General features: G+C 61.1%; 19 protein-coding genes. 11 read left to right on the top strand and 8 right to left on the bottom strand.

All coding sequences use genetic code 11. The annotated features are described in order from the left end of the window. Positions 1 to 52 precede the first annotated feature (52 nt). From kdpA to IQ292_RS17925, 10 genes are all read left to right on the top strand, one after another. Positions 53 to 1,756, top strand: coding sequence for a potassium-transporting ATPase subunit KdpA (kdpA, locus tag IQ292_RS12995; protein WP_203310719.1), 1,704 nt, complete (start codon positions 53 to 55; stop codon positions 1,754 to 1,756). Between the two features lie 10 nt (positions 1,757 to 1,766). Next, positions 1,767 to 2,447, top strand: coding sequence for a potassium-transporting ATPase subunit KdpC (gene kdpC / locus IQ292_RS13000; RefSeq protein WP_203310720.1), 681 nt, complete (start codon positions 1,767 to 1,769; stop codon positions 2,445 to 2,447). Between the two features lie 15 nt (positions 2,448 to 2,462). After that, positions 2,463 to 4,547: a potassium-transporting ATPase subunit KdpB gene (gene kdpB / locus IQ292_RS13005; RefSeq protein ID WP_203310721.1), complete on the top strand. Its 2,085-nt coding sequence runs from the start codon at positions 2,463 to 2,465 to the stop codon at positions 4,545 to 4,547. Positions 4,548 to 4,584: 37 nt separating this feature from the next. After that, positions 4,585 to 7,275, top strand: a complete 2,691-nt coding sequence (locus IQ292_RS13010; RefSeq protein ID WP_203310722.1) for a sensor histidine kinase — start codon at positions 4,585 to 4,587, stop codon at positions 7,273 to 7,275. After that, a complete protein-coding gene (locus tag IQ292_RS13015; protein ID WP_203310723.1) occupies positions 7,247 to 7,966 on the top strand; it encodes a response regulator in 720 nt (239 codons plus the stop codon). Before IQ292_RS13010 ends, IQ292_RS13015 begins: the two co-directional genes overlap by 29 nt. A gap of 44 nt (positions 7,967 to 8,010) precedes the next feature. Continuing rightward, entirely contained in the window at positions 8,011 to 8,763 is a 753-nt protein-coding gene (locus tag IQ292_RS13020; RefSeq protein WP_203310724.1) for a SpoIIAA family protein, read from the top strand. 466 nt (positions 8,764 to 9,229) lie between these two features. After that, positions 9,230 to 10,198: a magnesium and cobalt transport protein CorA gene (locus tag IQ292_RS13025; RefSeq protein ID WP_203310725.1), complete on the top strand. Its 969-nt coding sequence runs from the start codon at positions 9,230 to 9,232 to the stop codon at positions 10,196 to 10,198. 159 nt (positions 10,199 to 10,357) lie between these two features. Continuing rightward, positions 10,358 to 10,738: a hypothetical protein gene (locus tag IQ292_RS13030; RefSeq protein WP_203310726.1), complete on the top strand. Its 381-nt coding sequence runs from the start codon at positions 10,358 to 10,360 to the stop codon at positions 10,736 to 10,738. 30 nt (positions 10,739 to 10,768) lie between these two features. Next, positions 10,769 to 10,897, top strand: a complete 129-nt coding sequence (locus IQ292_RS17810) for a hypothetical protein (RefSeq protein ID WP_275298328.1) — start codon at positions 10,769 to 10,771, stop codon at positions 10,895 to 10,897. A 231-nt stretch (positions 10,898 to 11,128) separates the two neighbouring features. After that, positions 11,129 to 11,905 (top strand): LysR family substrate-binding domain-containing protein, encoded by a 777-nt coding sequence (locus IQ292_RS17925; RefSeq protein ID WP_420853694.1) that lies wholly within the window; start codon positions 11,129 to 11,131, stop codon positions 11,903 to 11,905. Between the two features lie 105 nt (positions 11,906 to 12,010). On the opposite strand, the gene IQ292_RS13040 is transcribed toward IQ292_RS17925, so the two are convergent. From IQ292_RS13040 to istA, 3 genes are all read right to left on the bottom strand, one after another. Then, positions 12,011 to 12,768 (bottom strand): IS5 family transposase gene (locus tag IQ292_RS13040; protein WP_203310728.1). Its coding sequence is split into 2 segments (ribosomal slippage): positions 12,011 to 12,435 and positions 12,435 to 12,768, totalling 759 coding nucleotides; the frame shifts between segments, so codons are not numbered across the junction. A gap of 884 nt (positions 12,769 to 13,652) precedes the next feature. Then, positions 13,653 to 14,498 (bottom strand): IS21-like element helper ATPase IstB, encoded by an 846-nt coding sequence (gene istB / locus IQ292_RS13045; RefSeq protein WP_006949666.1) that lies wholly within the window; start codon positions 14,496 to 14,498, stop codon positions 13,653 to 13,655. Further along, entirely contained in the window at positions 14,495 to 16,018 is a 1,524-nt protein-coding gene (istA, locus tag IQ292_RS13050) for an IS21 family transposase (protein ID WP_081628012.1), read from the bottom strand. Before istA ends, istB begins: the two co-directional genes overlap by 4 nt. 689 nt (positions 16,019 to 16,707) lie before the next feature. Here istA and rnk point away from each other — a divergent pair. Then, positions 16,708 to 17,136: a nucleoside diphosphate kinase regulator gene (gene rnk, locus IQ292_RS13055; RefSeq protein WP_203310772.1), complete on the top strand. Its 429-nt coding sequence runs from the start codon at positions 16,708 to 16,710 to the stop codon at positions 17,134 to 17,136. 253 nt (positions 17,137 to 17,389) lie between these two features. Here the strand turns inward: rnk and IQ292_RS13060 are convergent, their stop codons facing one another. The 5 genes from IQ292_RS13060 to IQ292_RS13080 are packed head-to-tail and all read right to left on the bottom strand — an operon-like array spanning position 17,390 to position 24,596. Next, on the bottom strand, positions 17,390 to 18,421 hold the full coding sequence (locus tag IQ292_RS13060) for a hypothetical protein (protein WP_203310729.1): 1,032 nt from the start codon (positions 18,419 to 18,421) through the stop codon (positions 17,390 to 17,392). Then, entirely contained in the window at positions 18,418 to 19,608 is a 1,191-nt protein-coding gene (locus IQ292_RS13065; protein WP_203310730.1) for a GIY-YIG nuclease family protein, read from the bottom strand. Before IQ292_RS13065 ends, IQ292_RS13060 begins: the two co-directional genes overlap by 4 nt. After that, the gene (locus tag IQ292_RS13070) at positions 19,601 to 21,646 is read right to left on the bottom strand and encodes a pseudomurein-binding repeat-containing protein (protein WP_203310731.1); all 2,046 of its coding nucleotides are present in this window, start codon (positions 21,644 to 21,646) and stop codon (positions 19,601 to 19,603) included. Before IQ292_RS13070 ends, IQ292_RS13065 begins: the two co-directional genes overlap by 8 nt. After that, positions 21,643 to 24,423 (bottom strand): class I SAM-dependent DNA methyltransferase, encoded by a 2,781-nt coding sequence (locus tag IQ292_RS13075; RefSeq protein ID WP_203310732.1) that lies wholly within the window; start codon positions 24,421 to 24,423, stop codon positions 21,643 to 21,645. The genes IQ292_RS13070 and IQ292_RS13075 overlap by 4 nt, the downstream gene beginning before the upstream one ends. Then, on the bottom strand, positions 24,420 to 24,596 hold the full coding sequence (locus tag IQ292_RS13080) for a hypothetical protein (protein WP_203310733.1): 177 nt from the start codon (positions 24,594 to 24,596) through the stop codon (positions 24,420 to 24,422). The genes IQ292_RS13075 and IQ292_RS13080 overlap by 4 nt, the downstream gene beginning before the upstream one ends. Positions 24,597 to 24,691 lie beyond the last annotated feature (95 nt).

Genomic DNA, 24,691 nt, shown 5'->3' on the forward strand with positions numbered 1-24,691 from the left:
GCAATCACAGCAGGGTTCATCGTGGCCCTCGATCGAATTTGAGGGGGCTCTGATGGGATACGATCTGAATCAATTCATCGTCGTTTTGGCGATAATGACGGGCCTCGTCTTTGTGGCTGGCCCGTGGCTCACGCGCATCTTCACCGCGCCTGGACACAATATTATCGAGCGCGGCACCTACCGGTTGCTGGGCGTCGATCCCGCCGAGGCAATGTCCTGGAAACGCTATGGCGCGGTGCTGCTCCTCAGCAACGCCGCCATGATGCTGCTCGGCTACCTGATTTTGCGCATCCAGCAACTTCTGCCCGGCGATTCGCTCGGTCGCTCTTCGCAGACACCCGACCTCGCGTTCAACACCGTCGCCTCCTTCATCACCAATACCAACTGGCAGGCCTATTCTGGCGAGACGAGCCTCTCGAACCTGTCGCAGATGGCGGTCATCACCTTCCTGATGACCGTCAGCGCCGCGACCGGCGTTGCCGCCGCAGGCGGCTTCATCCGGGGCCTTAGCCGCAAGAGCGCCGGCGACATCGGCAATTATTGGGTCGACTTCACGCGCGTCACCTACCGCCTGCTGCTCCCGGTCTGCTTCGTCTTGGCGCTCATCTATGTGTGGCAGGGCATGCCGCAGACGCTGACGGCCGACACGGTGGTCACGACGCTCGAAGGCGCTCGCCAGCAGCTCATCATCGGGCCGGTGGCCAGTCTCGAGACCATCAAGCACATCGGCACCAACGGCGGTGGCTTCTTCGGCATGAATGCCGCGCATCCGTTTGAAAACCCGACACCGCTCACCAACACGCTGCATATCCTGAGCATGTTGTTGATCCCGTCGGCCCTGACCTACGTCTTCGGATCGATGATCGCCAACCGCAAGCAGGGTTGGTCGTTCTTCGCCGCCTTCTTCGTCATGTTTCTCGGCTTCCTAGCGCTGGTCTACGGCGCCGAGCATGCGGGCAATCCGATGCTTTCGCCGCTGGGAATTGATCAGGCGCAGACCGCAACGCTCGGCGGCGGCAACATGGAGGGTAAGGAACTTCGCTTCGGCATCGCCCAGACCAGCCTGTTCGTGACCACCACGACGGCGGCGACGACGGGATCGGTCGACTCGATGCACGCCTCGCTGACACCGCTTGGCGGCCTCGTCCCGATCGCCCAGATGATGCTCAACAACGTGTTCGGCGGCGATGGCGTCGGCCTCATCAATCTCGTCACCTATGCAATCCTGACCGTCTTCCTGGTCGGCATGATGATCGGGCGAACGCCCGAATTCCTCGGCAAGAAGGTCGAGGCGCGCGAGATGAAGTTCGTGATGCTGGCTGTTCTGGCCCATGCCTTCAGCATCCTCGGTTTCACGGCGCTCGCATGCGTCATGCCCTCCACCGTCGACAGTCTGGCCAATATGGGGCCCCACGGTTTCAGCGAAGTGCTCTACGCCTATACCTCGGGCACCGCCAACAACGGTTCGGCCTTCGCCGGCTTCAACGCCAACACTCCCTTCTTCAACACAACCATTGGGCTCGCGATGCTGGTCGGGCGCTATCTGACCTTGCTGCCGATGCTGGCGGTCGCGGGCGTGATGGCGGCGAAGAAGACGGTGCCGGCCGGCCCAGGGACGCTCTCGACCGCAACACCGCTGTTCACAGGGCTTCTCGTGTTCGTGGTGCTGGTGGTCGGGGGTCTGACCTTCCTCCCCGCGCTCGCGCTCGGCCCGATCGTCGAGCATCTGCTGATGCTGTCTGGCACGACATTCTGAGGACATCGCCATGCACAACGATCAATCGACATCCGCCGACCTCTCTGCCGCCTCCGCCTTCAAGGGCATCGCCCGGCCGGTGCTTGTTTCAGCCCTGCTGTTCATGGTCGTGACAGGTCTGGCCTATCCGCTGGCGACGACCGGCGTCGCCAATCTGCTCTTCCCGAGCCAGGCTCAGGGAAGCCTGATCGAGAGAAACGGGCAGGCCATCGGGTCTCGCCAGATCGGACAATATTTCGCCCGTCCGGAATATTTCCATAGTCGGCCAAGCGCCACGTCGGGTCCCGACCCGCAGGACTCCTCCAAGACGGTCGACCAGCCGTATAACGCTGGAGCCAGCGCCGCGAGCAACCAGGGTGTTCTCAGCAAGAAGCTCCTCACCGCGGTCGAAGAGCGCGCCATCGCCTACCGTCAGGAAAACGGACTGGCGGCCAACGCCGCCGTTCCGGTCGACGCGGTGACCGCGTCCGCCTCAGGTCTCGACCCGCATATCTCGATCGCCAACGCCAACATCCAGGCGCAGCGGGTCGCTCGCGCCCGAGGGCTGGCCGTGGACCGCGTCCTGGCGCTGATCAATGAGAATGTCGATCGACCGCAGTTCGGTCTGTTCGGCGATCCACGCGTCAATGTCCTTGCACTCAATCTCGCGCTCGACGCGGCTGCCGCGCCGGCCCGTCCGGCTGCCCAATAAACCCGAGGTGGCATCATGTCCGATCTAGAGACTCCTACGGCGCAGAGCGCCGCCGTCCTCGGCGGAAACGTCAAGCAAGTGCCGTGGGCCTCAGTGGCCGCGGAAGCCTTCAAGAAGCTGTCGCCGCGCGTTCAGATCAAGAACCCGGTGATGTTCGTCGTGTTTCTCGGCAGCATCGTCACAACTTTGCTTTTCATTCAGGTCGTGACCGGCAAGGGCGAGGCGTCCGCTCCCTTCATCTTCGCGATCGCCGCATGGCTTTGGTTCACGGTCCTCTTCGCCAACGCTGCCGAGGCCATGGCGGAAGGGCGCGGCAAGGCGCAGGCCGATGCGCTGCGCGCCACCCGCCAGCGCGTTCTCGCCCGGATGCTCAAGGAGCCGCGACGTGACGCCGAATCCTGGCCTCAGGCGAGCGACGAATTGGGTGTGGGAGCATACGTGCTTGTCGAGGCCGGCGAGATCATCCCGGCCGACGGCGAAGTGCTGCAAGGCGCAGCTTCGGTGGACGAGTCCGCAATCACCGGCGAGTCCGCCCCCGTCATCCGCGAGGCAGGCGGCGACTTCGCATCCGTGACGGGCGGCACACGCGTGCTTTCGGACTGGATTGTTGTCGAGGTCACTGCCAAGCCGGGCGAGGCCTTCCTCGATCGCATGATCGCGATGGTCGAAGGCGCTAAGCGTGGCAAGACACCCAACGAGATCGCACTGACGATCCTATTGGTCGCACTCACGATCATCTTCCTGCTCGTCTGCGTGACCCTCCTGCCGTTCTCCAGCTTCAGCACGATCATCAACGGCTCGGGCACGGTGGTGACGATCACGGTGCTCATTGCGCTTCTCGTTTGCCTCATCCCGACGACGATCGGAGCACTGCTCTCAGCCGTGGGCATCGCCGGTATGAGCCGGATGATGAAGGCCAATGTGCTGGCCACCTCTGGCCGCGCGATCGAGGCGGCGGGTGATGTCGACGTCCTCCTCCTCGACAAGACCGGCACGATCACGCTCGGCAATCGCGAGGCGACGAAGTTCCATCCCGCGCCCGGCATCAAAGAGCCCGCGCTGGCCGACGCGGCGCAGCTCGCATCCCTTGCCGACGAGACGCCCGAAGGGCGCTCTATCGTGATCCTGGCCAAAAACGCTTTCGGCATCCGCGGCCGCGAGCTGCAGGGCGCGGAGACAATCGGTTTCACCGCGCAAACCCGAATGAGCGGCATCAACATCGACGGCCGCCAGATCCGGAAGGGTGCGGCCAGTGCGATCCGCGCCCATGTCGAGGCGATGGGCGGTGTCTTTCCCAAGGAAGTGACCACGACCGTCGAAGAAGTTTCTCGCCGCGGCAGCACACCGCTCGTCGTTAGCGACGGAACCAACGTCCTGGGCGTGATCGAGCTCAAGGACATCATCAAAGGCGGGATCAAGGAGCGCTTCGCCGAGCTTCGCGCGATGGGCATCAAGACCGTGATGATCACCGGCGACAACCAGTTGACGGCAGCGACCATCGCGGCCGAAGCCGGCGTCGACGATTACTTGGCTGAGGCGACGCCGGAGGACAAGCTTCGTCTTATTCGCCAGTACCAAGCTGAGGGACGGCTCGTCGCGATGACCGGCGACGGCACCAACGACGCGCCCGCGCTCGCCCAAGCCGATGTCGCCGTCGCGATGAACAGCGGCACACAGGCGGCCAAGGAAGCCGGCAATATGGTCGATCTCGACAGCAACCCAACCAAGCTGCTGCGCGTCGTCGAAGTCGGCAAGCAGATGATCATGACGCGCGGCGCGCTCACGACCTTTAGCGTCGCAAACGACCTGGCCAAGTATTTCGCGATCATTCCCGCCGCCTTCGTCGCGACCTATCCGCCGCTGGCCGCGCTCAACGTGATGGGACTGCACAGCCCGGCCTCGGCGATTCTCTCTGCGGTCATCTTCAACGCGCTGATCATCGTCGTGCTAATCCCGCTCGCCCTACGCGGGGTGAAGTATCGCGCCGAACCGGCGGCGCGGCTTCTCGGTCGGAACCTGCTCATCTACGGATTAGGCGGGATTATCGTGCCATTTATAGGTATAAAGCTCATCGACCTCGTGCTCACGCCGTTCTTTTAGACGAACGGCGTGCGGCACTGGCGTGAGGCAGTAGACGATGAACGATCAGCGACCTGATCCGGACGCTCTTCTGGAGGCCGTAAGAGGAAACGCAGAGCACTCCAAACGCGGACAGCTCAAGATTTTCTTCGGGGCCTGCGCTGGGGTGGGAAAGACCTTTGCGATGCTTCAAGCGGCGCGGCAGGCTCAGGCTGAGGGCGTGCGGGTCGGAATCGGCATCGTCGAGACGCACGGCCGCAAGGAAACCGAGGCGCTGATCGACGGCTTTGCCATTCTCCCGCGCAAGACGTTGCCGGGTAATGGCAGGCCGGTCACCGAGTTCGATCTCGATGGCGCCCTGGCGTCCGACTACAAGCTGCTGGTGGTCGACGAGCTTGCCCACACCAACGTCGCCGGCAGCCGCCATGCCAAGCGGTGGCAAGATGTCGAAGAGCTGCTCGACGCCGGCGTCGACGTCTACACCGCGCTCAACGTACAGCACCTCGACAGCCTCAACGACATCGTCGGCGGCATTATCGGCATTCGCGTCCGTGAAACCGTTCCCGATCGCATTTTCGATTCCGCGACCGATGTCGTGCTGGTCGACCTGCCGCCGGACGATCTGCTCGCCCGCATGAACGCCGGCAAGGTCTACTTGCCCGTGTCAATCGAGCGCGCGCGCCAGAACTTCTTCCGCCGCGGCAATCTGATCGCGCTACGCGAGCTTGCGCTCCGCCGCGTCGCCGACCGGGTCAACGCCGACGTCCGGACCTACCGCGTCTCGCACGCGATCAAGACGGTCTGGCCGACGCAGGAGCTGCTGATGGTCTGCGTCAGCGCGGACCGGTCGCAGGAGAAGCTTGTGCGCGAGGCCGGGCGCCTCGCGCAGCGGCTCCAGGCCAAATGGATCGTCGTCCACGTTGATCAGCCTTATCAAAACAACGACGCGCGATCCCGCGAGGCGCTGCTGGCCATCGCCAAGACCGCGCAATCGGCGGGCGCGGAGTTTGCCAACGTCCCTGGCCAAGACATTACCGAGGCGATCCTCGACTATGCTCGAAAGCGCAACGCCACCAAGCTCATCATCGGAAACACAGCTCGCCGACGCATATTTACGTTCAAACGTCGATTGCAGGAACGGCTTGCCCGCGCCAATCCGGAAATTGGGCTCCTGCTGCTGAGCGTTGACGAAGTCCGGGCGACCCGCCGAGTTCGCTGGATACCGGAGGAGCCGCAGACGCAGATCGCGGCGCTTGGCATCGCCACGCTCGCATGCGGCGCGGCGACCTTCCTCGCCTCCCAGCTCGTAGGCTTTTTCGATCTTTCCAACGTCGTCATGCTTTTCCTGGTGACGACCGTGTTCATCGCCTTGCGACTCGGCCGCCTCGCCGGGGCGTGGGCGTCCCTGCTTTCGGTGGGCTGCTTCGACTTCTTCTTCGTCGAGCCGAAGCTCTCGTTCGCGGTCACCGACACGCAATACATATTCACTTTCGCGCTTATGTTGGTAGTCGCGGTCGTGATCAGCCAACTCGCGGCGCGGCTCCGATCGGAAGCTCGTGTAGCGCGGGCCGGAGAACGAAGGGCGTCGGCCTTGGCCAGGATCGCCCGCGACCTCTCAAGCGCGACCAAGATAGACCAAGTTGTCGCGATTTGCCGGGAAGCGCTGACACCACTGTTCGAAGCGCGGATCATCCTTCTGGTTCCCGACAAGAACGAGCGCCTGATGCCTACCGAGGACCCCGGCCTTGTCGATACATCGACCGCACAATGGGCTTTCGATCATGGACAGCAAGCGGGCCTTGGCACTCAGACCTTGAGCGCCGCCCACGCCCTGTACCTTCCCTTGAAAGCGTCGATGGCCATGCGCGGAGTGCTGGCGGTCGTGCCGGTCGGCGCACCGCTGCCCGACGATCCAGACGATCGCCGTCTGCTGGATGCCTGCTGCTCGACCATTGGTCTCACGCTCGAGCGCATCCACTTCATGGAAGTCGCACAGGAAACCTTGGTCCGGATGGAGGGTGAGAAGCTCCGCAACGCGCTGCTGTCGGCCGTATCGCACGACCTCAAGACGCCGCTGACCGCGATCCGCGGCCTGGCCGAGACGCTGGAGCATCGCAAAGAGCTTGCAGTCGAAGATCGCAGTGACCTGGCACGCTCGATCCGGGTTCAGGCCGACGAGCTCAAGCGCCTCGTCGCCAACCTGCTCGACTTGGCACGCATGCAAAGCGAGGGCGTGCGGCTCAATAAGGAATGGAATTCCTTGAGCGAGATCGTCGGCAGCGCCGTGTTACAATCGCGCGCGATCCTCGAACCTCGCAAGGTTCGCACCAATCTGCCGGCTGATCTTCCGCTCATAGAGGCCGATGCCACGCTCATCGAGCGCGTTCTGATCAATCTGTTCGACAACGCCGCCAAGTATACGCCGCGCGATAGCACGATAAACGTTCGGGCCGGTGCTACGGCGGACACCATGTATCTCATCGTTGAAGATAATGGCCCCGGGCTCCCCGTGCGAGATCCGGAAACGCTGTTCGAGCCGTTCGCGCGCGGGCAGAAGGAGTCGTCGGTCGCCGGCGTCGGATTGGGCCTCGCGCTCTGCCGCAGTATCATCACGGCTCACGGCGGAACCATCCGAGCCGAACAGCGCAAACCAAACGGAGCCGCGTTCGAGATACGACTGCCGCTTGGGACGCCGCCTGCGATCGAAAGTGAACCGATCCATGATCAAGCCGCGCATTCTGATCGTTGAAGACGAAGCCGACATTCGGCGCTTTATCCGCATGGCGCTGGAAAAAGAGGGCATGAATGTCTTCGAGACGGCGACGGCCGAGGAAGCACGTCTGAATGCGGGCAGTCGAAAGCCCGACCTGATGATCGTCGATCTCGGACTACCCGACGGCGATGGCAAGACGCTGATCCGAGAAGTGCGCGGCTGGATGTCAGCGCCCGTTCTCGTACTCTCCGCGCGCGAGCAGGAAGCCGAAAAGGTGGAGGCGCTTGACGCCGGCGCCGACGACTATCTGGTCAAGCCGTTCGGCGTGCCCGAACTCCTGGCGCGCGTGCGGGCACAACTGCGGCGCGCGGGCACCGTATCGAACGGCGGCGCAGCGTCGCCCATAGCCAAGTTCGGGTTGGTCACCATCAATCTCGCCACGCACGAAGTTGCGCGCGCGGGCATACCCGTCCATCTCACGCCCAACGAGTTTCGACTTCTGACGGCGTTGGTCCGTGGCCACGGCAAGGTGCTAACCCACCGCCAACTGCTTATGGAGGTGTGGGGTCCCGGATACTCGGAACGCGCCCATTACCTTCGCATCTACATGGCGCAGCTCAGGCAAAAGCTCGAAGAGGAGCCGTCGCAACCCCAGCACCTCCTGACGGAATTGCAGGTCGGATACCGCTTGTCCGGCCTGGAGGCCGCCGAGACACGTCATAGCTGACGCTGAACAACCGGATCAATCCGACGATCCGCAAGGACCAGATCATGGCCGAGAAGCAGAATGAAACTGTCATTGAGTTGGCCACCGACGGCCGTATCGAGAAAGCTGACGTCGAAACCGCCATGCGGCAGCTTGATACGGCGCTTGAGCGCGGCGACACCGTCCATGTCTTCGCGGAAGTCCGCAACTTCAAGGGCATGTCCTCGGAGGCGTGGCGTAGCGATCTTGGCAACGCGTTCCGCTACCTGGCACGGCTCAGGCAATTCGGACGGATCGCCATCGTCAGCGACCAGGCTTGGATCCGTAACGCTGCCCGGATCGAAAACGCCTTGCTGCCCTATGTCAGGTATCAGGCCTATACGCCCGATCGTCGGGAGCACGCCCTCGCCTGGGTTCGAGGTGACGTCGATTCCGCGCATCCCGAAAGCCTGCGGGTCTTGGAGAACGGTGATTCCGATATTTTCACCTTCGAGATCGACGGCCGTATCACCAGCGCGGATGCGCGAAATCTCGCCGAGAGGCTTTCGGCCGCGTTCAGCGGCGGGGGCGGTCGCCGCCTCCTCGGCATCGTACGTCACTACGACGGCTTCGAGCCGTCGCTGCTCGTTGATACGAGACTCCTTGAACTGAAGATCGGGCTGTTACGCCATATCGAGCGATATGCGCTCGTCGGCGGGCCCGATTGGATAAGTCGCCTCACCAACCTCTTCGACCCGCTGCTCAAGATGGAAGCCCGTCATTTCGCGGCTGGCGACGAAGAGGCTGCACGGGCCTGGTTGCGCGGTCATGGCGGCTGAAGAAGAGCCCGTTCCCGCCAGCCCATCGGAGGCTGCTTCCTCGGTCCGGAGCACCGACGCGAGGAGCACCGATCCGGTATCGGACGAAGCATACTTCGCCCGCCGGGCGGCACAGGAACTGGAATTAGCGGCCAACGCTTCAGATGTAGCGGTCAAGAGACTTCATCTCGATCTCGCCGCGCGATATGCAACGCGCCGGGAGTTGGCTGCGCGCGACGTCGAGTCGAGTCATCCAATCGGTCGAACATGATTTTACCGCCGGCCGCCGAGAGCGAGACCAAGCCCCGACCAGAGGTGCTCCCCAAGCCGGCATCGACCGCAATGTCCGCGCCGCTCGGACCACGGCGAGCCAATCAGCCGCACGTCACAAGCGCTGTAGCCGCACACGATCGCCGGTCATGGCGATGACGACTGCAGGTCAGGCGACTAAGCGCGGGCCGCACCTCCTCATAAAGAAAGAGGACTGATGCCAGTCATCGCAGCGTATCTCTACCGCGACGGTCGTCGGGTTCGCGAAGTCGACATCGGCGAACGGGTTGATTGCCCGACGGATCGCTCCGAGTTCGTTTGGATAGGCTTGTCGGACCCATGCGCGGAGGACGTCATGGCGTTACAGGCCCTCTATAATCTTCACCCACTCGCGGTCGAAGACTCGCTCAAAGACGGCCAGTTGCCGAAGGTCGACATCTACGGCGATCAGTTGTTCCTGATCGCGCGCACCGCGCAACTGGACGACGGCGTCATTGCCTACGGACAGACCGCCGTGTTCCTCGGTCACAGTCACATCATCACGGTGCGCCAAGGCTCAACCCGATCACACCTTCCGCTGCGCAAGCACCTGGAAGAGTCGCCAGATCTCCTCGGCCAAGGCACGGACTATGTGTTGCACGCAGTGCTGGATTTCATCGTCGACGGGTACATTCCACTGGTCGAGTCGCTCGAGGAAGAAGTCTCGGCGATGGAGCAGCACACGCTCGACGCCTTCTTGGGTCGGACCGAGATCGCCCGAATATTCACGCTTCGGCGTCAGCTCACTCACTTTGGACACATCCTGATACCCATGGAGGAGGTGGCCCGTAAGTTGGCTCAGACCAACCTTCCTTGCATCGATGCCGAGGCTCGCCACTATTTCGGCGACGTGCTGGATCACGTGCGGCGGGTGGAGACGATGAACACTGGTCTCCGCGAGGTGTTGACTTCGGTTTTCGAGTTCAGCAATCTGATGGAGCAACAACGCACTGGCGCCATCACCCGCCAACTGGCGGCATGGGCGGCGATCCTGGCCGTGCCGACTGCCTTGGCTGGCATTTATGGGATGAACTTCGAGCATATGCCCGAGTTGCATTCCGTCTATGGCTACCCTGCGGTTATGTCGGTCATCGCCGTGATATGCCTCACACTCTATCGGCGCTTCCGAAAAACTGGATGGCTATAGCTCACACGAATTGAAGCCAAAGACGCGGCATACCTCACGGCTGCCGCCTTTGATTAGTAGGACGCATATATATACCATCTTTACGTCTAGCCCGAAAATCTGATCTCGAATCTTTATGATCGTGCCTTTAGTTGGATTGCCGCCATCATGGAGGGCGGCATGCCAATCGCAGCAACTGTTGCAAGGGATGCAGGGTTACGACTAGCGGGCTTGCTGGGCGTGATCATTGCCGCACTTGCGTTGAGCCGCCTCTACGCACTTGTCCATGCGCTTCCGCTGCATGAAGCCACGCTCTTTGAGATGCTTCTGGCGGCGTTGGGCTTCGTCGGCATGAGCGCGGGCAGCGCCTTGCTCGTGCTCGGTCGCCACATCTTTGATCAGATCGAGCTACCGAGGCGCTCCCCGGCGACACCTCTTCACATTCCCTCCGAGGAGGCCTCGGACGCAATGAGATGGACCGTGGCGCCTGCCAATCCATCATCGGTGTTTCCGCGCCCGCCGCGCGCCAGAAACCAGGTTCTGCTGCGGGGAGCACGATGAGGCACAATGATGAATCCAGAAGGCCTCCTGATGCTCCTGCTCATCATCGGCGGGTTGCTGTGGTTGAACATCTACCTCCGCGTAAAGCTGTTTCTGGCGAGCCGCCGGGACAGGCGCAAAGCAACAAAAGACCGCGGATCGGAGGAACGCTCCGCCTGAAAAAATCGCAAACATGATTGGAGCAGCCGCGATCAACCTGAGAGCAAGCGAACTTCGATCAACGTCGCGGCTTCGATTGACCGTCCGCTCGATTACACGGAATGACCAATGTCTGGCGCGTCCGTCTTCATCATCTTCTTGGCAGTGCTCTTGATTGCAGCACGCCTGTTGCTTCGCCCGGAGCGCCGACCGCCGGTCCCCGCGAGCCAAAAAGCCGAAGGCATTCCACGTATGGATAGACCAGTTGGAACACGCCCTACAACGTTTGAGCCAAGCAACAATCGCCGCTTTCTCAAGTTGTCCGCCCCTTCCGGTGGGCCTCAAAAGAGGCTCTCACATAGCCTGCGCGACGCTTGCAGTCATTTCACCGGCGGCAGCACATCGGCATCGCTTCGGATCGGACTGGACGCCTCCCTGAGCCATGGCCCGCTTCGAAACGTGCTCGCTCGGCTCCAAAAAACAGAACCAGCGATAGATGTACGTTTTGTCGAGGGTGACGACGACGATATCGTCGATCAAGTTGCGCGCGGAACAATTGACGTCGCTTTCATACAAGAGCGGGTGGATAACGCTTCCATCGTGTCCGAGCACTGCTGGAACGAGACGATAGTAGTGGCCTTGCCGGAGGGTCATCGGCTCGCCGGTCACCACGCCCTTCATCGCGAAGCACTCAGATGCGAAACGTTTCTGATGGCGATCGATGAAACACGCGTCATCCGCACGGCGAACGAAATAGCGACAATACTCGAAGGCCGGCCACGGTTGATCATTCCAACCCAGGTCCATCGCGACACTCTCATGCATCTCGTAGGATTGGGGTTCGGGATCGCGCTGACACGCTCTTGCGCACTAGGCGTTTATTATCCCGGCGTCATCTACCGACCGATCAGCGCTCCGGAGCCTCACGCTGCGGTCTACGCAATTTGGCGGCCGGAGACCCTCTCGCCAGAGGCCTCAGTTCTGCTCGCCTATGCCCAGGCCGAAGGCCGTCAGGGAGCGGTGGAGTGATCGCCCCGTCAATCCATGCTGCGCGCTGCCGCCTGAGCTTCCTTCGGCTCATAAGGGCCTTTGCACCGACCCCGCCCAGGGTGCTCTAGGGTCAGGACTCGTTGATCACAGCCAGAAGATGACGGTGGCAGCGAGGGCGATTGCGGAGAAGAAGGCGGTGGGGCAGCGGTCGTAGCGGGTAGCGACCCGGCGCCAGTCCTTGAGGCGGCCGAACATGATCTCGATGCGGCTGCGACGCCGATAGCGGCGCTTGTCGTACCGGATCGGTTCGTTGCGCGACCTGCGGCCTGGGATGCAGGGTTGGATGCCTTTGGCCTGGAGGGCGTCCCTGAACCAGTCGGCGTCGTAGCCGCGATCACCAAGCAGCCACTGCGCCTTCGGCATGTCATCGAGTAGCGCTGCCGCGCCGGTGTAGTCGCTGACCTGGCCCGCGGTCATGAAGAAGCTCAAGGGGCGCCCGTTCGCATCGGCGATGGCGTGAAGCTTGGTGTTCATGCCGCCTTTGGTGCGGCCGATCAGGCGGCCGAGATCCCCTTTTTAACCCGCAGGCTCGATGCCGTGCGGTGCGCCTTCAGGTAGGTTGCGTCGATCATGACCGTCTGCGGCTCGGCGCCAGCTGCAGCCAGACCTTCCATCATTCGCGTGAACACACCGGCCTCCCCCCAACGCTTCCACCGATTGTACAGCGTCTTGTGCGGGCCGTACGCGCCAGGAGCATCGCGCCAGCGCAGCCCGTTGCGGTTGACGAACACGATGCCGCTCAGCACCCGCCGGTCATCCACTCGAGGCTCGCCGTGGCTCTTGGGAAAGAACGGCCGCAGCCGCTCGATCTGCTCGTCCGTCAGCCAAAACAGGTCGCTCATCCCGGTCTCCTTGCGGAGCCTGAATCAGATCGCGACGCTCACATCAATGGGTCCTGACCCTAGAATGTCGCCCCTCAGCATTCTTTCCGCGGCCGTTAAGATCATCGGCGTCTCAGGCCTGATCGGCCTGCTCGTGGCGGCTCATCATATACCAGCGGCCGCGCCGCCGTTGCGCGCGGTCGCCTTGCTTTGGTTTCTTGCGCTCGGGATCATCTACGTTCTGATCCCGGGGAAACGAAGCGGGCGCTCCTTCCTTGGTCGCCGTCCATGGCGTTGAACAGCTTTCACGCTGATATCGGCGACTGGATCCTCATGCTCGCGCGCTTCGCTTTACTCGTGTCGCTAATGGCGTTGTTCGTACGGCGGCGCCAAGTCACCCGAGGCATAATGGCGAAGCTCGACACGCTCGCGAAGTCTCGGCTCATCAACAAAGCCAAAGACCGGTCGGTAACCGAGGCTCCAAAAGAACCTCTAGCTGGAGATCGAGGTCGACTTAAAGGATCTCAGGACGAGAAAGACTGAAAGCGAAGGTCTTAGACGAAGCTAATCTGCCCTAACGCAATATTTGCGCGGTTTGGCCCGATCATACGCCATCCTGATGTCGGTCGAGCTACCGTTCGTTGCATTGGCCTCGCGCGGCCGTGACCGGCGAGCCTTGGAGCAATGATAGGGCACTCGCCGACCATGTGGGAAGCGGTCACGCGATTCCGGTGGATGAGGTTGTTGCGTGAGCAGGACAGCCGCTCGCGGATACATCTCCGCGCGTTTTGCGGGCAAGTCGGATTGATCCTTGTAGCGCGACATCGTCGGTGACTGGTCAGCGACATTGATGGTGATGTGTCAGCGGTGACGTTGGGGATAGTGTCACACGAGGTTGGCCTGGATCAAGAGGCGTTGTCGCGCAGCGATGTCGCTGGCATGGTTTCGATGTCGCTGGGCGATGTCGCTGGATCAGGAGCACTGTCGCGGAGCGATGTCGCTGAGGCCAGGGCGGATCGCCTGCGATAGCTCTCGACGTTCATTTCCAGGATAGTGGCGTGGTGAACGAGCCTGTCGATGGCAGCGACAGTCATTGCCTTATCCAAAAAAATGGAATCCCAACCGCTGAATGGTTGGTTGGCGGTGATCATGATGGAGCGCCTTTCGTATCTGGCAGAGATGAGTTCGAACAGGACGCTGGTCTCTGCCTGGTCCTTGCGGACGTAGGACAGGTCATCGAGGATGAGCAGGTCGAAGCGGTCGAGCCTGGCGATCTCCTGGGTCAAGGTCAGGGACTGACGTGCGGCCTGCAAACGCTGGACGAGATCGGTGGTTCGGGTGAAGAAGACCCGGTATCCGCGCGCGACGAGCTCGTTGCCGATGGCGGCTGCGGCGTGGCTCTTGCCGGCACCGGGCGGACCAAATGCCAGAAGATTGTGGCCCGCCTTGAGCCAGGCATCTCCTTGGGTCAGAGCCATGACCTGGGCCTTGCTCAAGGTGGGAACGAGGCTGAAGTCGAAGGCATCCAGGGTCTTGCCGGGAGGCAGCCGTGCTTCTGTAAGATGGCGCTGGATCCGGCGTTGTTCGCGTTCGGCGAGTTCCAGTTCGGCCAAGGCTGCCAGCAGGCGCGAAGCCGGCCACCCCTCCTTGTCCGCTCGTGAACAGAAGTCCGGCCAGAGACGGGCAATGGTGGGCAGACGCAGCGTGCCAAGCAACATGGGCAGCTGGGCGGTGTCGACAGTGATGCTCATGCGGCCATCTCCCTGGCGGTGAGCAGATCGTCGTATGTGTCAGGCTGGGGAATATCGACGACCACATCGGCCGGCTCTTTGCCGGGGCGTTGGAAGCGCTCCTGCAGATCCCTCAGATCGGGTAAACCCTGGCCATCGAGTATGCCGGTCAGGGTCGCGGCGAGCTCAGCCTCGCAGGCCTGGTCATGCGCAAGCCACAGCAGCCCCACCATGCTGCGGCATGCGGCGGCTTTGGGAAGCGCACCCTCCAGAGCATCCCAGCAGCGGCGATATTCGCTGCGAGGGAAGAGCTTGTCGCGATAGACAAGGTTTGCCAGCGCGTGGGGCTTGGTACGCAGGCTGTGGATCACGTGCCGATAATTGACTACGTGGTCATGACCGCCCCGTCCGCGATCGGGCGCCCTCCCGCGTGGCAGGGTCTCGATGGGCTGCCCGGCCAGATAAAGGTCGATCCGGTCATCGAAGATCCTGGCTCGCAGGCTATGGCCGATGAGCCGGGAAGGCACGGTGTAGAAGACCTTGCGCAGCACGAAGCCGCCCGATGAGGTGACGAGCACCGTAGCTTCATCATAATCGCAGCTGCGGCGTGAAGGTAACGGGCGCAGGTGCTCAGCTTCGATGCGCAAGGCATCGCGCCGCCGGGCATTGTGGCGGCCCACGATCTGGGCGAGGAACGTGCGCCAGTCCTCGATGGAGGCGAAGTCACGTGTCCCGCGCAACTGGAGTGCCTGATCGAGCCGATCCTTAAGGTGACCATGACGGCTTTCTATGGACCCATTCTCATGGGCGACCCCGCGATTGTTGCGGGTGGGCTCCATCTGGTAATCGGCGCACAGGGCGGCATAGCGGGTCCGCAGATCTTCCTGGGCATCTTGCTCCAGGTTGGCGAACGCCGCGGAGAGGCTATCGGTGCGATGCTCGTGCGGCACGCCGCCAAGCTGCCACAGCGCATTCTGAAGGCCGCAGGCCAGCGCCGTGAAGCTTTCTCCTCCCAGCACGACCTCGGCATGCTCCCACCCGGAATAGACCAGCGCGAAGTGATAGATCAGGTGCGGGCTCGGATTGCCGGAGATGGTGACCTTCAGATCGCGGGCGTCAAAGAAATCCGACATGCCCTGTCGGCCTGGCGGATGGTCCTGCCGGAAGATGACCTCACGCTCTGGTCCATACTCGGCCTTCCATAGCCGTATCCGGCGTTCCAGGGTCCTGCGGGCTGGTGTTAGATCGAGACCGGGGTGGCGTTGCTCCAGCTCCCCAAGAATAGAGATGGGCTTCAGGCCCGGCGTGCTCTCGAGCAAAGGCACGATTTCTTTATCCCACAGTTCGGCGAGCGGATCTGGCCTGCCGCCGCCATGACGTCGCTCCCGGCGACGCTCCGATGGCGACCGGGGATCTTTCTCTGTCCGGTAGCCCGTGCTGGTGGAAAAGCCCGCCATGGCGGCGGCCGCTTTTTGCGGGTGTTTTTGACGAAGGGACATGTAGTACCTCTGCTGTTGGTCGGTGATGGGACGGCCAGGCATCCGATCCTCTTCTTGGCGTTGAAGATCGGACCATCCTGACCGCTGTCGCCGCCAACGGCACGGGGAAACCCGCGCCCGTGTGGGGGGAAGCTACGTCCGGGCTACGCCCGGCCTCCGCTTCCCCCCACACGTCATCTACGATGTCGCTGACCCTTCAACTGCGATGTCGCTGTGCATTGATCCTCCTACTCTGCGCACCTACCTTTGCGCTCGATCATCGGCCGCCCTTTCTTTTCCTGTTCTTCGTGCATTTATTGTTTGCTGCATCCGCACTTGTTCTCGTTGGTGTCGCGCTGGTCACGCGACAGCCAGTTTCGCGTACAAGCCTCTGCATGTGGGATCACGTCTTCGCCATGCTGCTCCTGATGCTGATCAGTTCCGCGGCGCTCAGAATGCTTGTCAGCTAAGGCTGTGCGCTCGCCGTTCTCAGCCAAGCCGGGTTCACCGGGTTACGTAACACATCGCTCTGCGCCTCGCGGGGCGATTGACGGGGCTTTGGCCGCAGCCCATGGTCGCTTGGTTATGCAAGCGCCGAAGGCTCACGTCCGATTCTGCAATCGCGGGTGCCAGCTCATGTCGGGCTGTTAGCCCCGGGTCCGGACGTTCGCGTGCTGGGTTCGGGGTAAGGGCATAGCCCGATCCGCCACGCCTCGCCAGCGTTCGCAACCCTCACACTACGAGCCTTCGTGATGACCATCGTTAAAGCTGCCGCGCGCCCTCCCATTCATATGATCGACACCGAAGCCGATGCCCTGGCCGATCTCGGAATGCGTGCCCACGCCCGCCAGTCAGATGTTAGCCGCCTGTTGATGGCCGAGATCGAACGCGCCAGGATTCACACCGCCGAGGACATTCCTCCGGATGTCGTGACCATGCATTCGACGGTCGAGTTTGTCGATCAGGCAACCGGCACCCGTCGCACCGTCGAACTCGTCTACCCTGCCGAGGCCGATATTGCTGCGAACCGGATCTCCGTAATCACTCCTGTCGGCGCCGGGCTCATCGGCTTGCGCGAAGGTGACTCAATACTCTGGCCAGATCGCGATGGACACGAACGCACGCTGAGCGTCGTAAAGGTGATCCAACCGGCACGAGACACGACAGCAAAAAGTCGCTGATCGCGAACTTACGAACCTGCCTGAAATCTCTCCGTCTTAGCCGACACTGGGGAGCTTCGCTCTAACCCATTGCGCCAGCCCTGAGGGGCGTGGCGCCCCACCCTGGATAAAGATAACGAATACGAATCGCCGTTTGCACTACCTTAGAGCCGTCTCGGACCGACAAGCCGCGCATAACGCCGCCGTCACCGCCTTTGACCACTACTGCAGGGGTGCAAGCGGGCTCCGTCAAGGGGGCGGCCATATTGATCTATTAAGCAGCGATTTGTCCGTACCGTCTCCCGCTTCCCATGGCCTTGACGTCATATAGTCTGCTACCGAAGGCCGTGACGAAATCGTCAGCTTCCAGCGCCCACATTTTAAAGCGATTTGCCGAGCGCTGGAAAACCAGAACCTTGCCGTCATAGAGATCGAGACCGTGGGTTTCGGGGATCGGTAGAGTGATCTTCTCCATCAGATTGTTGCCGAGTCTGAGGTCTCGCGAAACAAGACCGCCACTCGGCGGGTCAAAGGTGATGGTTCCAATCACTGAGTTTTTGGCCAGATCGTCAGGTGGATTGAAGCCGAAATACCGGCTCATGCCTCTCGGGAAATCAATCTGATTGCCAGGATGATCCGGCCCGCGATTTTGCGTGACGTAACCAGCCTCAATCCAGAAAATATCGGAAGCTGGCTGGTCGGCTTGCGCTTCTTCCTCCGCCGTTACTGCCGCAAAGTCTGCCTTCCAGCGTTCCTCGTAAACATCAAGAATATCGGCCAAAGGCGTCGCTTGCGCCCAAAGGTCAGTTGCCATCGTCTCGATGTTGCGGATTTTGCTTTCGTATTCAGCCTGAACGTCGGTGCGAAGAGTGGCACCCGCCTCGATGCTCTTACGCAGGCCATTCGAGGAAAAGTTTCCGGAACCGACGATCATGCCAAACCGCCCGTTGGTCCGGTTCGCTAATATCGATGATTTCGCGTGAAAATCCCGGCGCGGTAGAAATCCGTTCTGCTCGACGATCCAGGCACCATCATAAACGCGAACCTCGGCATTCGGTTTTCCGCTAATGATCCTGAGAGCTTGAGGCTGGGTCCGTCCGTAATCTAGTCCGAACAGCCAGCGCGATTGCGTTCCGACCCAAAAGGCAGGCGCCATGGCGATGCTGAATGAGGAAGCTCCGGATTGGGTGGCGTACGCGAATATCCCGAAAAATTCCTCAGAGGCGATCCAATCGTGCGCTCTTTGTATCTCCGACAAGGTCGTCGGCGAATTCTGATCGCTATGAAGGAAAGTGCGTAGCTTCATGCCCCGTCCCCCGATGGAACGAGCGCGGCTTTGCTCGGGTCGTAAACGAACCCCGTGATCGAGCCGTCTTTGATGCGCTCGACCGCTTCGTCGATTACGAACAGCGGCACGAGGAACCATTCTTGCGGCACGACAGGATTTCCAAAGCGATCGGTGATGGTGATGTCCAGCCGCGCGGGATTGAAAACGCGGTGGATGAGACGCTCCAGCTTCGCACGGTTGATGTTGAAGAGGTCGTAGGTGGCGACGATCTTCACGTCGGCCATGATGAATGTGGGTTGCAAACGCGCGCCCGCGATGCGCTGTTCGACGCTCATATTCGTCACGCCGATCTTGTGAACCAGATCGCGATTGGCGGCGACGGTGGGATGATCGGACTTGCTCCGGAGAACGTAGATGGTGCCGGAAGCCAGATCATCGCCGGCGTGCTCACCGGAAAACAGCGGCCCTGCAACAGGGTCGGTAATGCGCCTTCCGGCCTCGTCCTTATGGAGCGCCCGCTGGAGCGAGCGCATGAGCATGTTGCTCTCGGTGCCGTTGTCGAAAATTACACGGAGCCGCGCATCGGTCTTGCCCTGCGCGTTGATGAAGACCTCCTCCATATCGGCGACATAGGCCTTTTGCCCGCTGACGATGAACCATGCGCCAGAGCCGATCTCCGCTTTCATTTCGAACGGACGCGTTTCGCGCAGGCCGGAATCGATCTCGGCCTGAATGGCTTCGAATAACGGTCTGAACCGATCAAAATCGTCACACCGCTCGCGGTGAGCAATTTCCTCTGCTGCACGCTTTTCGGCGGTCGTTCGCACATGACGAAGCTCGGTGATGTCCGCCGATCCTGCCGCGCCTTTCAGCTCGGCGAACAGCTCGTCCTCGTCCATTTCCTCGACGGGCGAAGCGGAAGTGTTCTCCCCGCCAGACAGCAATCCTTGATGGTCGAGCGGCGCTAGAAGGGAGCGGCACTCTTCCAGACCGCGAAGGCGATCGAGCCGGACGGCATAGAGCCGCTCAAAGACATCCCCGTCTTCGCCGTGTTTCGGAGCGCGGCCATGCTCCTCAGTGAATCGCTGGATTTCCTCGAAACCCGCAATGATGCGCTCCTCGCGCGGGGTGCGCCCGCCCTTCTTTTCCGGCTGGGCAAACTCCGCCAGTTCTTCGCGCAGCTCATCAAGGTCGAGATCACTCATAGCGTCCCTCATCCTTGAAGCGGACAAAGGCGGCCGCGCCCTCGGCCATGCGCTTTTCCCACGCATCGGTCGAACTGATAGAGGGAAGCCGTCCGCGCTCATTCTTGAACTTCACGGCGCGCACGGCCAGTTCCTTGGCCTCTTCGGGCGTGAGGGTCGTGCGTTTGGCGGCGATGGCGGCGGCGACCTGCTTGAGGCTTTCCTCGCTCATCGTTTTGGCAAGGATGGCGTAGGCCTCGCCGAACGGGTTGATCCGGTCGATAAGATCGATGTCGAGTTCTGTGACACTGAGCGCGAACTTACGCACGCCGTCGATCAGGGCGGTGTTGGCGCCCGGCTCGCCATCGGTTTGCTTCTTCGCTTGCTGCGTCAGGGTAAGCGCGGCGATGGCGTGCTGGCGCACGGCCTCCTGGTCCTCGTCGCTCAGCTCGGGATACCTATCCTTTATGATCTTGCCGAGACGCACCTGCGTAAGTTCCTCGGGCACAAGCTCCTCGTCGAACAGGCCTCTCTCGATCGCGGTCTTGTCCTGCACGAAGGCCGCGATCACCTCGTTGAGGTCTTCCTGACATATGCGCGCGGCTTCGTTGGATTTGGGCTCGGCAAGCCCGTTGATCTCAATCTGGAAGTGGCCGGTCTGCTCGTTGAAGCCGACATTGCACTTCGCGGGATCGTACCCGCCTTCGCCATAGTCGAAGCCAGGCGTAGGGCCGCTTGCCGGATTCTTCGGCTTGAACTCGAAGCGCGGCGCAAGCACCTGTTCCATGAGAAGGCTGGCGGCGATGGCCTTGAGCGTGTCGTTGACCGCTTCGGTAACAGCCGCCTCCGAAGCGTCGGGTTCCGCGATCAGATTGGTAAAGCGCGCGCGGGTCTTATTCGGCGCGTCTCTCGTCGCACGACCGATGATCTGGACAATCTCGGTAAGGCTGGAGCGGTATCCGACTGTCAGCGCATGCTCGCACCAAATCCAGTCGAAGCCTTCCTTCGCCATCCCGAGCGCGATGATGATGTCCACGAAATCGCGGTTGTTCTTCTGCGCGGGATCCTTGAGCGCCAGCGACACGCGATCCCGCTTGGCCGGATCGTCATCGACGAGATCGGCAATGCGCAGGATGCGCCCCTCGGGCGTTTTGACGAGCTGGAAACCTGTGAGCGGATCGGCTCCCTGCCATTCGCCCAACTCGCCGATGATGTGTTCCACCTCCTTGATCTTATCCTTCGTACTCTCACGCGAATTGACGTTCGGAATGTGGATGATGGTCTTCTCAGCAGGGTCGAGGACGCCGAGAATGTCGTCGGCATACGAGCCGGAGTAGAAGAAGTATCCGATGTCGAGCTGCTTGAGATACTCGTAGCCGTTGAGCTGCTCGTAATAGGTATAGGTGACGCTTTCGAATTTGGTCTCGTCGTGGGGGGCGAGAACAGCTTCGGCATCTCCGCGAAAATATGAGCCCGTCATGGCGACGATATGCACGCGGTCACGGGCCATGAACTGACCAAGGTGTTGACCGAGTTTGTTGTCGGGATTGGCGGACACGTGGTGGAACTCGTCCACTGCGATCAGCCGGTCGTCGAATTTCTCGACGCCGTACTCGTCCACAGCGAAGCGGAACGTGGCGTGGGTACAAACCAGCACCTTGTCGTCGCTTTCGAGGAAGGCGGCGACGGATTTGACCTTCCCGCCGTTGTCCCCGCCTGGCGCGTTGCAGAGGTTCCACCTCGGCTCGACGTGCCAGTCGGCCTCGAAGCCGTATCTGGTGAGGGGCTCGTCGTTGAAGCTTGAGCCGATCGATTTTTCCGGCACGACGATGATGGCTTGCCTCACGTCCTGATGCGCCAGCTTGTCGAGCGCGATGAACATGAGCGCGCGGCTTTTTCCCGATGCGGGCGGCGATTTGATAAGAAGGTATTGCTCGCCGCGCTTTTCGTAGGCGCGCTCCTGCATGGGCCGCATGCCGAGTGCATTGGCTTTTGTCGAAGCACCGTTGCGGGCATAGGAAACCGAAACGGAGGGTACGGATTTCTTCTCGTCGGTCATGCGCTTGCCCCCGCCCTGCGTTTTCTGGTTTCGCCCTGCGCGGTGGTCATCTTGGTGTAAAGATCGAACAGCTTCTCCAGCCGCTCCGTATCGTTGCGAAATCTCCGCCCGATATAAATGCGCTCCAGAACCTCGTCGTTGTGCTCATGCGCCTCCCGCAGGTCAGTCGGCATGTGCTCAGGGTCGTAGAGATCGGCGATCGTTGCAGGAAAATGAGCCTCACGGGCGAGGAGAATATTTTCCGCGCATCGTGTCAGGTCGGCCTTGTTTTTGTTGGTGAGGATCGGAACCGGAAAGGTATTCCAGCCGATCGTATTGGAGTATCGGAAGTCTGTTTTCAGCTTTCCGCAGACGGTAGCGACCCAGACCAGGTGAAGCCGCGACGCCACGATAGACATATTCCACAATGGTGCATCGTAGAGGGCGAACAACAGATCGCTTACGATCGTCTCCCGATCGAATAGGTGGACCGGTAGGTAGGACCGTCGTTCGGACGACACTTTCGCCACGGCCAGTGTGTAGCGCTCGGCTGTGCCCGCGATCTGGACAAAACGATAGGGCTTGGAAGCGAAATCCCGCGTCGATGCGGCTGCACTGCTGGTACGGAAATCGCGCACTCGGCCTAATAACGCTTGCAAAAAAGGGTGCTCGGCCGCGAACTCTGAATCTTTAGCCTCGATCCACACGCACCAGCGGGGCTTCCCCTGGATCATCTGCTCGGAGCCCAGATACGGCCGAACGAACCGAGCCAGCTCGGGATATTGGTCGAGGACCTGCCTCCGCTCATCTGCGGACAAAATGAAGTGGCCGCCGTCTCGTGGCATGTTCCCAAAGAGCATCGGAGATAGCCCTCCGATCGGGCTCCGTGCCGCCTCGACCGAAGTGTTGGAGCCTGCCGCAAGGTAGGCGTTGATGTTGCTTACCTGCCGTTCGATCACCGCACCATCATCGGCAATGGAGAACAGCCGCTTGGAGGCTGGCGCATCCCGTGAGATGGCGACGATGGCCACAATCACACCGGCGTTGTGGCTTGCCAGATTGGCCCATTTGAACGAGGTATGGGCGAAGGAAATCTGGTGGCCCGTCTCAAAAATCAAGGGCCACAGGATCGGAACCTGTTGTCCTTGGCACACGGAATTGGTGGAGACGAATGCAGCAGAGGCATTCGATCTCAGACCGTAATCTGCCGCCTTCATGAACCAGCCGGCGACATAGTCGAGGGACTTCCATGCCGGCGTGCGGCTATCAAAAATCGCTTTCAGATCGTCCTTTTGATCGTCGTTCTGCCACTTGCTTCCGAGGTAAGGCGGGTTTCCGCAGATGTAGGTTTCGCCGCCCTCATTCTCGAAGTCTATCTGGGCTTGATCCAGCGGCGTGCTGAAGAGGTCATCGCCTACCAGGTTCACGCCCGTGCCGGTCGGCGGGCAGATGCTCAGCCAATCCAGTCGCAGGGCATTGCCTCGGAAAATCCAGTTCTGGGCGTCAAGCGGCAGTAGGTCCGCAAGTGCCAGTTTCTGGCCGCGATAGAGCACGTCACATTGGTATTCCGCGATTATGAGCGCAAGCCTCGCGATTTCCGCTGGGAAGTCGCGCAGCTCGATCCCCCGAAAGTTCGTCACGGGAATTTCGGACGGTCGATCGGCTTCGTCCCGCAGCTTGTTGATCTTCGCTTCAATGGCGCGCATTTCCTTGTAGGCGATCACGAGGAAATTTCCGCTGCCACAGGCAGGATCGAATACCCTGATCTTCGACATGCGCTTGCGCAGGTTGAGAAGCGTCCGCGGGTTTTCACCCGCTTCTTCAAGGCGCTCGCGCAGGTCGTCGAGGAACAGCGGGTTAAGCACCTTCAGGATATTAGGAACGCTGGTGTAGTGCATCCCGAGCGCGCCGCGCTCCTCGTCGTCGGCGACGGCCTGGATCATCGAGCCGAAAATGTCGGGATTGATCTGTTTCCAGTCGAGCTTGCCGATATGGATCAAATAGGATCGTGCGATACGGCTGAAACGCGGCACGTCCATGTTCCCCGAGAACAGTCCGCCGTTCACATAGGGAAAGGGCTCGGCCCAACGGGGCAGCGACGCCGAACTCCTGTCTTCGCTCTTGATGTTCATAGCGCGGAAGAGCGTGCCGATCACCTCATGGGTGTTCGAGGAGTCCTTCGCGCTCATCTGATCGATGGTGTCGGTGAATAGCCCTGTCTTGCTGAAGATGTCCGTGTCTTCGGCAAAGAAGCAGAAGATCAGGCGCGCCATGAAATGATTCATGTCGGGGCGGCGCTCGGCCGTACCCCAATCGGGATTGTCCCTCAGAAGCTCTACATAGAGGCGATTGAGGCGGCTAGTCGCCCTGATGTCGAACGAGTTGTCGCGGATTTGCTTGACGGTCGAAATTCCCGCCAACGGCAGGAAGAAGCCGAAATGGTCAGGAAACTCGCCATAGGCGGATGCAACAGTCTCGCCACTCTCGAGGTCTTCCGCCTCGAACGTGTCTCCATCGGTCGCGAGCACAAACCGCGCCTTGGCCCGCAAGGTGGTGGAACTCGCCTTGAGCGTGGAAAGGGTATGTGTGACCTCACCCGCAGCGCAGGTGACGATATGGATGTTGTTGGTTTGAAGGACGCCGCCGAGGTCGGATTTATTCGAAACGCCGCTTCGCAGGCGCTTGATGGTAGTTTCCTTGTTGCCGAAGGCTTGCAGGAACGCGAACGGAAACTCGGCTGGGTCGAACGGACGTTCGGCCAGTGCGCTGACAGCTTCCTCGATCTCGACCGCGTTCATTTCCTTTCAAGCCCGCCACTTGCCGCACCCGCATCACTACCGTGGGCGCTGATATAGCCCTTCATGAATTCGCGAATGACTTGCGCGGCGGGTCGGTCCTGATCGCGGCAGACTGCAAGGAATTTCTCCCTTAGATCGCGTTCGATGCGGATGCGAAGCCCCGTGTCCTTCATGGCGCCACGTGTACCCGATGGATACACATGGCGCCATCGCTTTCCAGCGTGGGGGTGGCAACTTGTTGCTCGCTCACGCGCAACATACTGAAGTT

Origin of the sequence: Sphingomonas beigongshangi (genome assembly GCF_016820445.1) — a bacterium.
Classification (GTDB): domain Bacteria; phylum Pseudomonadota; class Alphaproteobacteria; order Sphingomonadales; family Sphingomonadaceae; genus Sphingomonas; species Sphingomonas beigongshangi.

Bases quoted from the DNA above. Each gene is read 5' to 3' on its own strand.
- IQ292_RS13025 (WP_203310725.1), top strand. From the start codon at position 9,230: ATGCCAGTCATCGCAGCGTATCTCTACCGCGACGGTCGTCGGGTTCGC.
- IQ292_RS13015 (WP_203310723.1), top strand. From the start codon at position 7,247: ATGATCAAGCCGCGCATTCTGATCGTTGAAGACGAAGCCGACATTCGG.
- rnk (WP_203310772.1), top strand. From the start codon at position 16,708: ATGACCATCGTTAAAGCTGCCGCGCGCCCTCCCATTCATATGATCGAC.
- IQ292_RS13065 (WP_203310730.1), bottom strand. From the start codon at position 19,608: ATGAGTGATCTCGACCTTGATGAGCTGCGCGAAGAACTGGCGGAGTTT.
- IQ292_RS13070 (WP_203310731.1), bottom strand. From the start codon at position 21,646: ATGACCGACGAGAAGAAATCCGTACCCTCCGTTTCGGTTTCCTATGCC.
- IQ292_RS17810 (WP_275298328.1), top strand. From the start codon at position 10,769: ATGCTCCTGCTCATCATCGGCGGGTTGCTGTGGTTGAACATCTACCTC.
- IQ292_RS13020 (WP_203310724.1), top strand. From the start codon at position 8,011: ATGGCCGAGAAGCAGAATGAAACTGTCATTGAGTTGGCCACCGACGGC.
- IQ292_RS13075 (WP_203310732.1), bottom strand. From the start codon at position 24,423: ATGAACGCGGTCGAGATCGAGGAAGCTGTCAGCGCACTGGCCGAACGT.
- IQ292_RS13080 (WP_203310733.1), bottom strand. From the start codon at position 24,596: ATGAAGGACACGGGGCTTCGCATCCGCATCGAACGCGATCTAAGGGAG.
- istB (WP_006949666.1), bottom strand. From the start codon at position 14,498: ATGAGCATCACTGTCGACACCGCCCAGCTGCCCATGTTGCTTGGCACG.
- IQ292_RS13010 (WP_203310722.1), top strand. From the start codon at position 4,585: ATGAACGATCAGCGACCTGATCCGGACGCTCTTCTGGAGGCCGTAAGA.
- istA (WP_081628012.1), bottom strand. From the start codon at position 16,018: ATGCCTGGCCGTCCCATCACCGACCAACAGCAGAGGTACTACATGTCC.
- IQ292_RS13030 (WP_203310726.1), top strand. From the start codon at position 10,358: ATGCCAATCGCAGCAACTGTTGCAAGGGATGCAGGGTTACGACTAGCG.
- kdpC (WP_203310720.1), top strand. From the start codon at position 1,767: ATGCACAACGATCAATCGACATCCGCCGACCTCTCTGCCGCCTCCGCC.
- kdpA (WP_203310719.1), top strand. From the start codon at position 53: ATGGGATACGATCTGAATCAATTCATCGTCGTTTTGGCGATAATGACG.
- IQ292_RS13060 (WP_203310729.1), bottom strand. From the start codon at position 18,421: ATGAAGCTACGCACTTTCCTTCATAGCGATCAGAATTCGCCGACGACC.
- IQ292_RS17925 (WP_420853694.1), top strand. From the start codon at position 11,129: ATGGATAGACCAGTTGGAACACGCCCTACAACGTTTGAGCCAAGCAAC.
- kdpB (WP_203310721.1), top strand. From the start codon at position 2,463: ATGTCCGATCTAGAGACTCCTACGGCGCAGAGCGCCGCCGTCCTCGGC.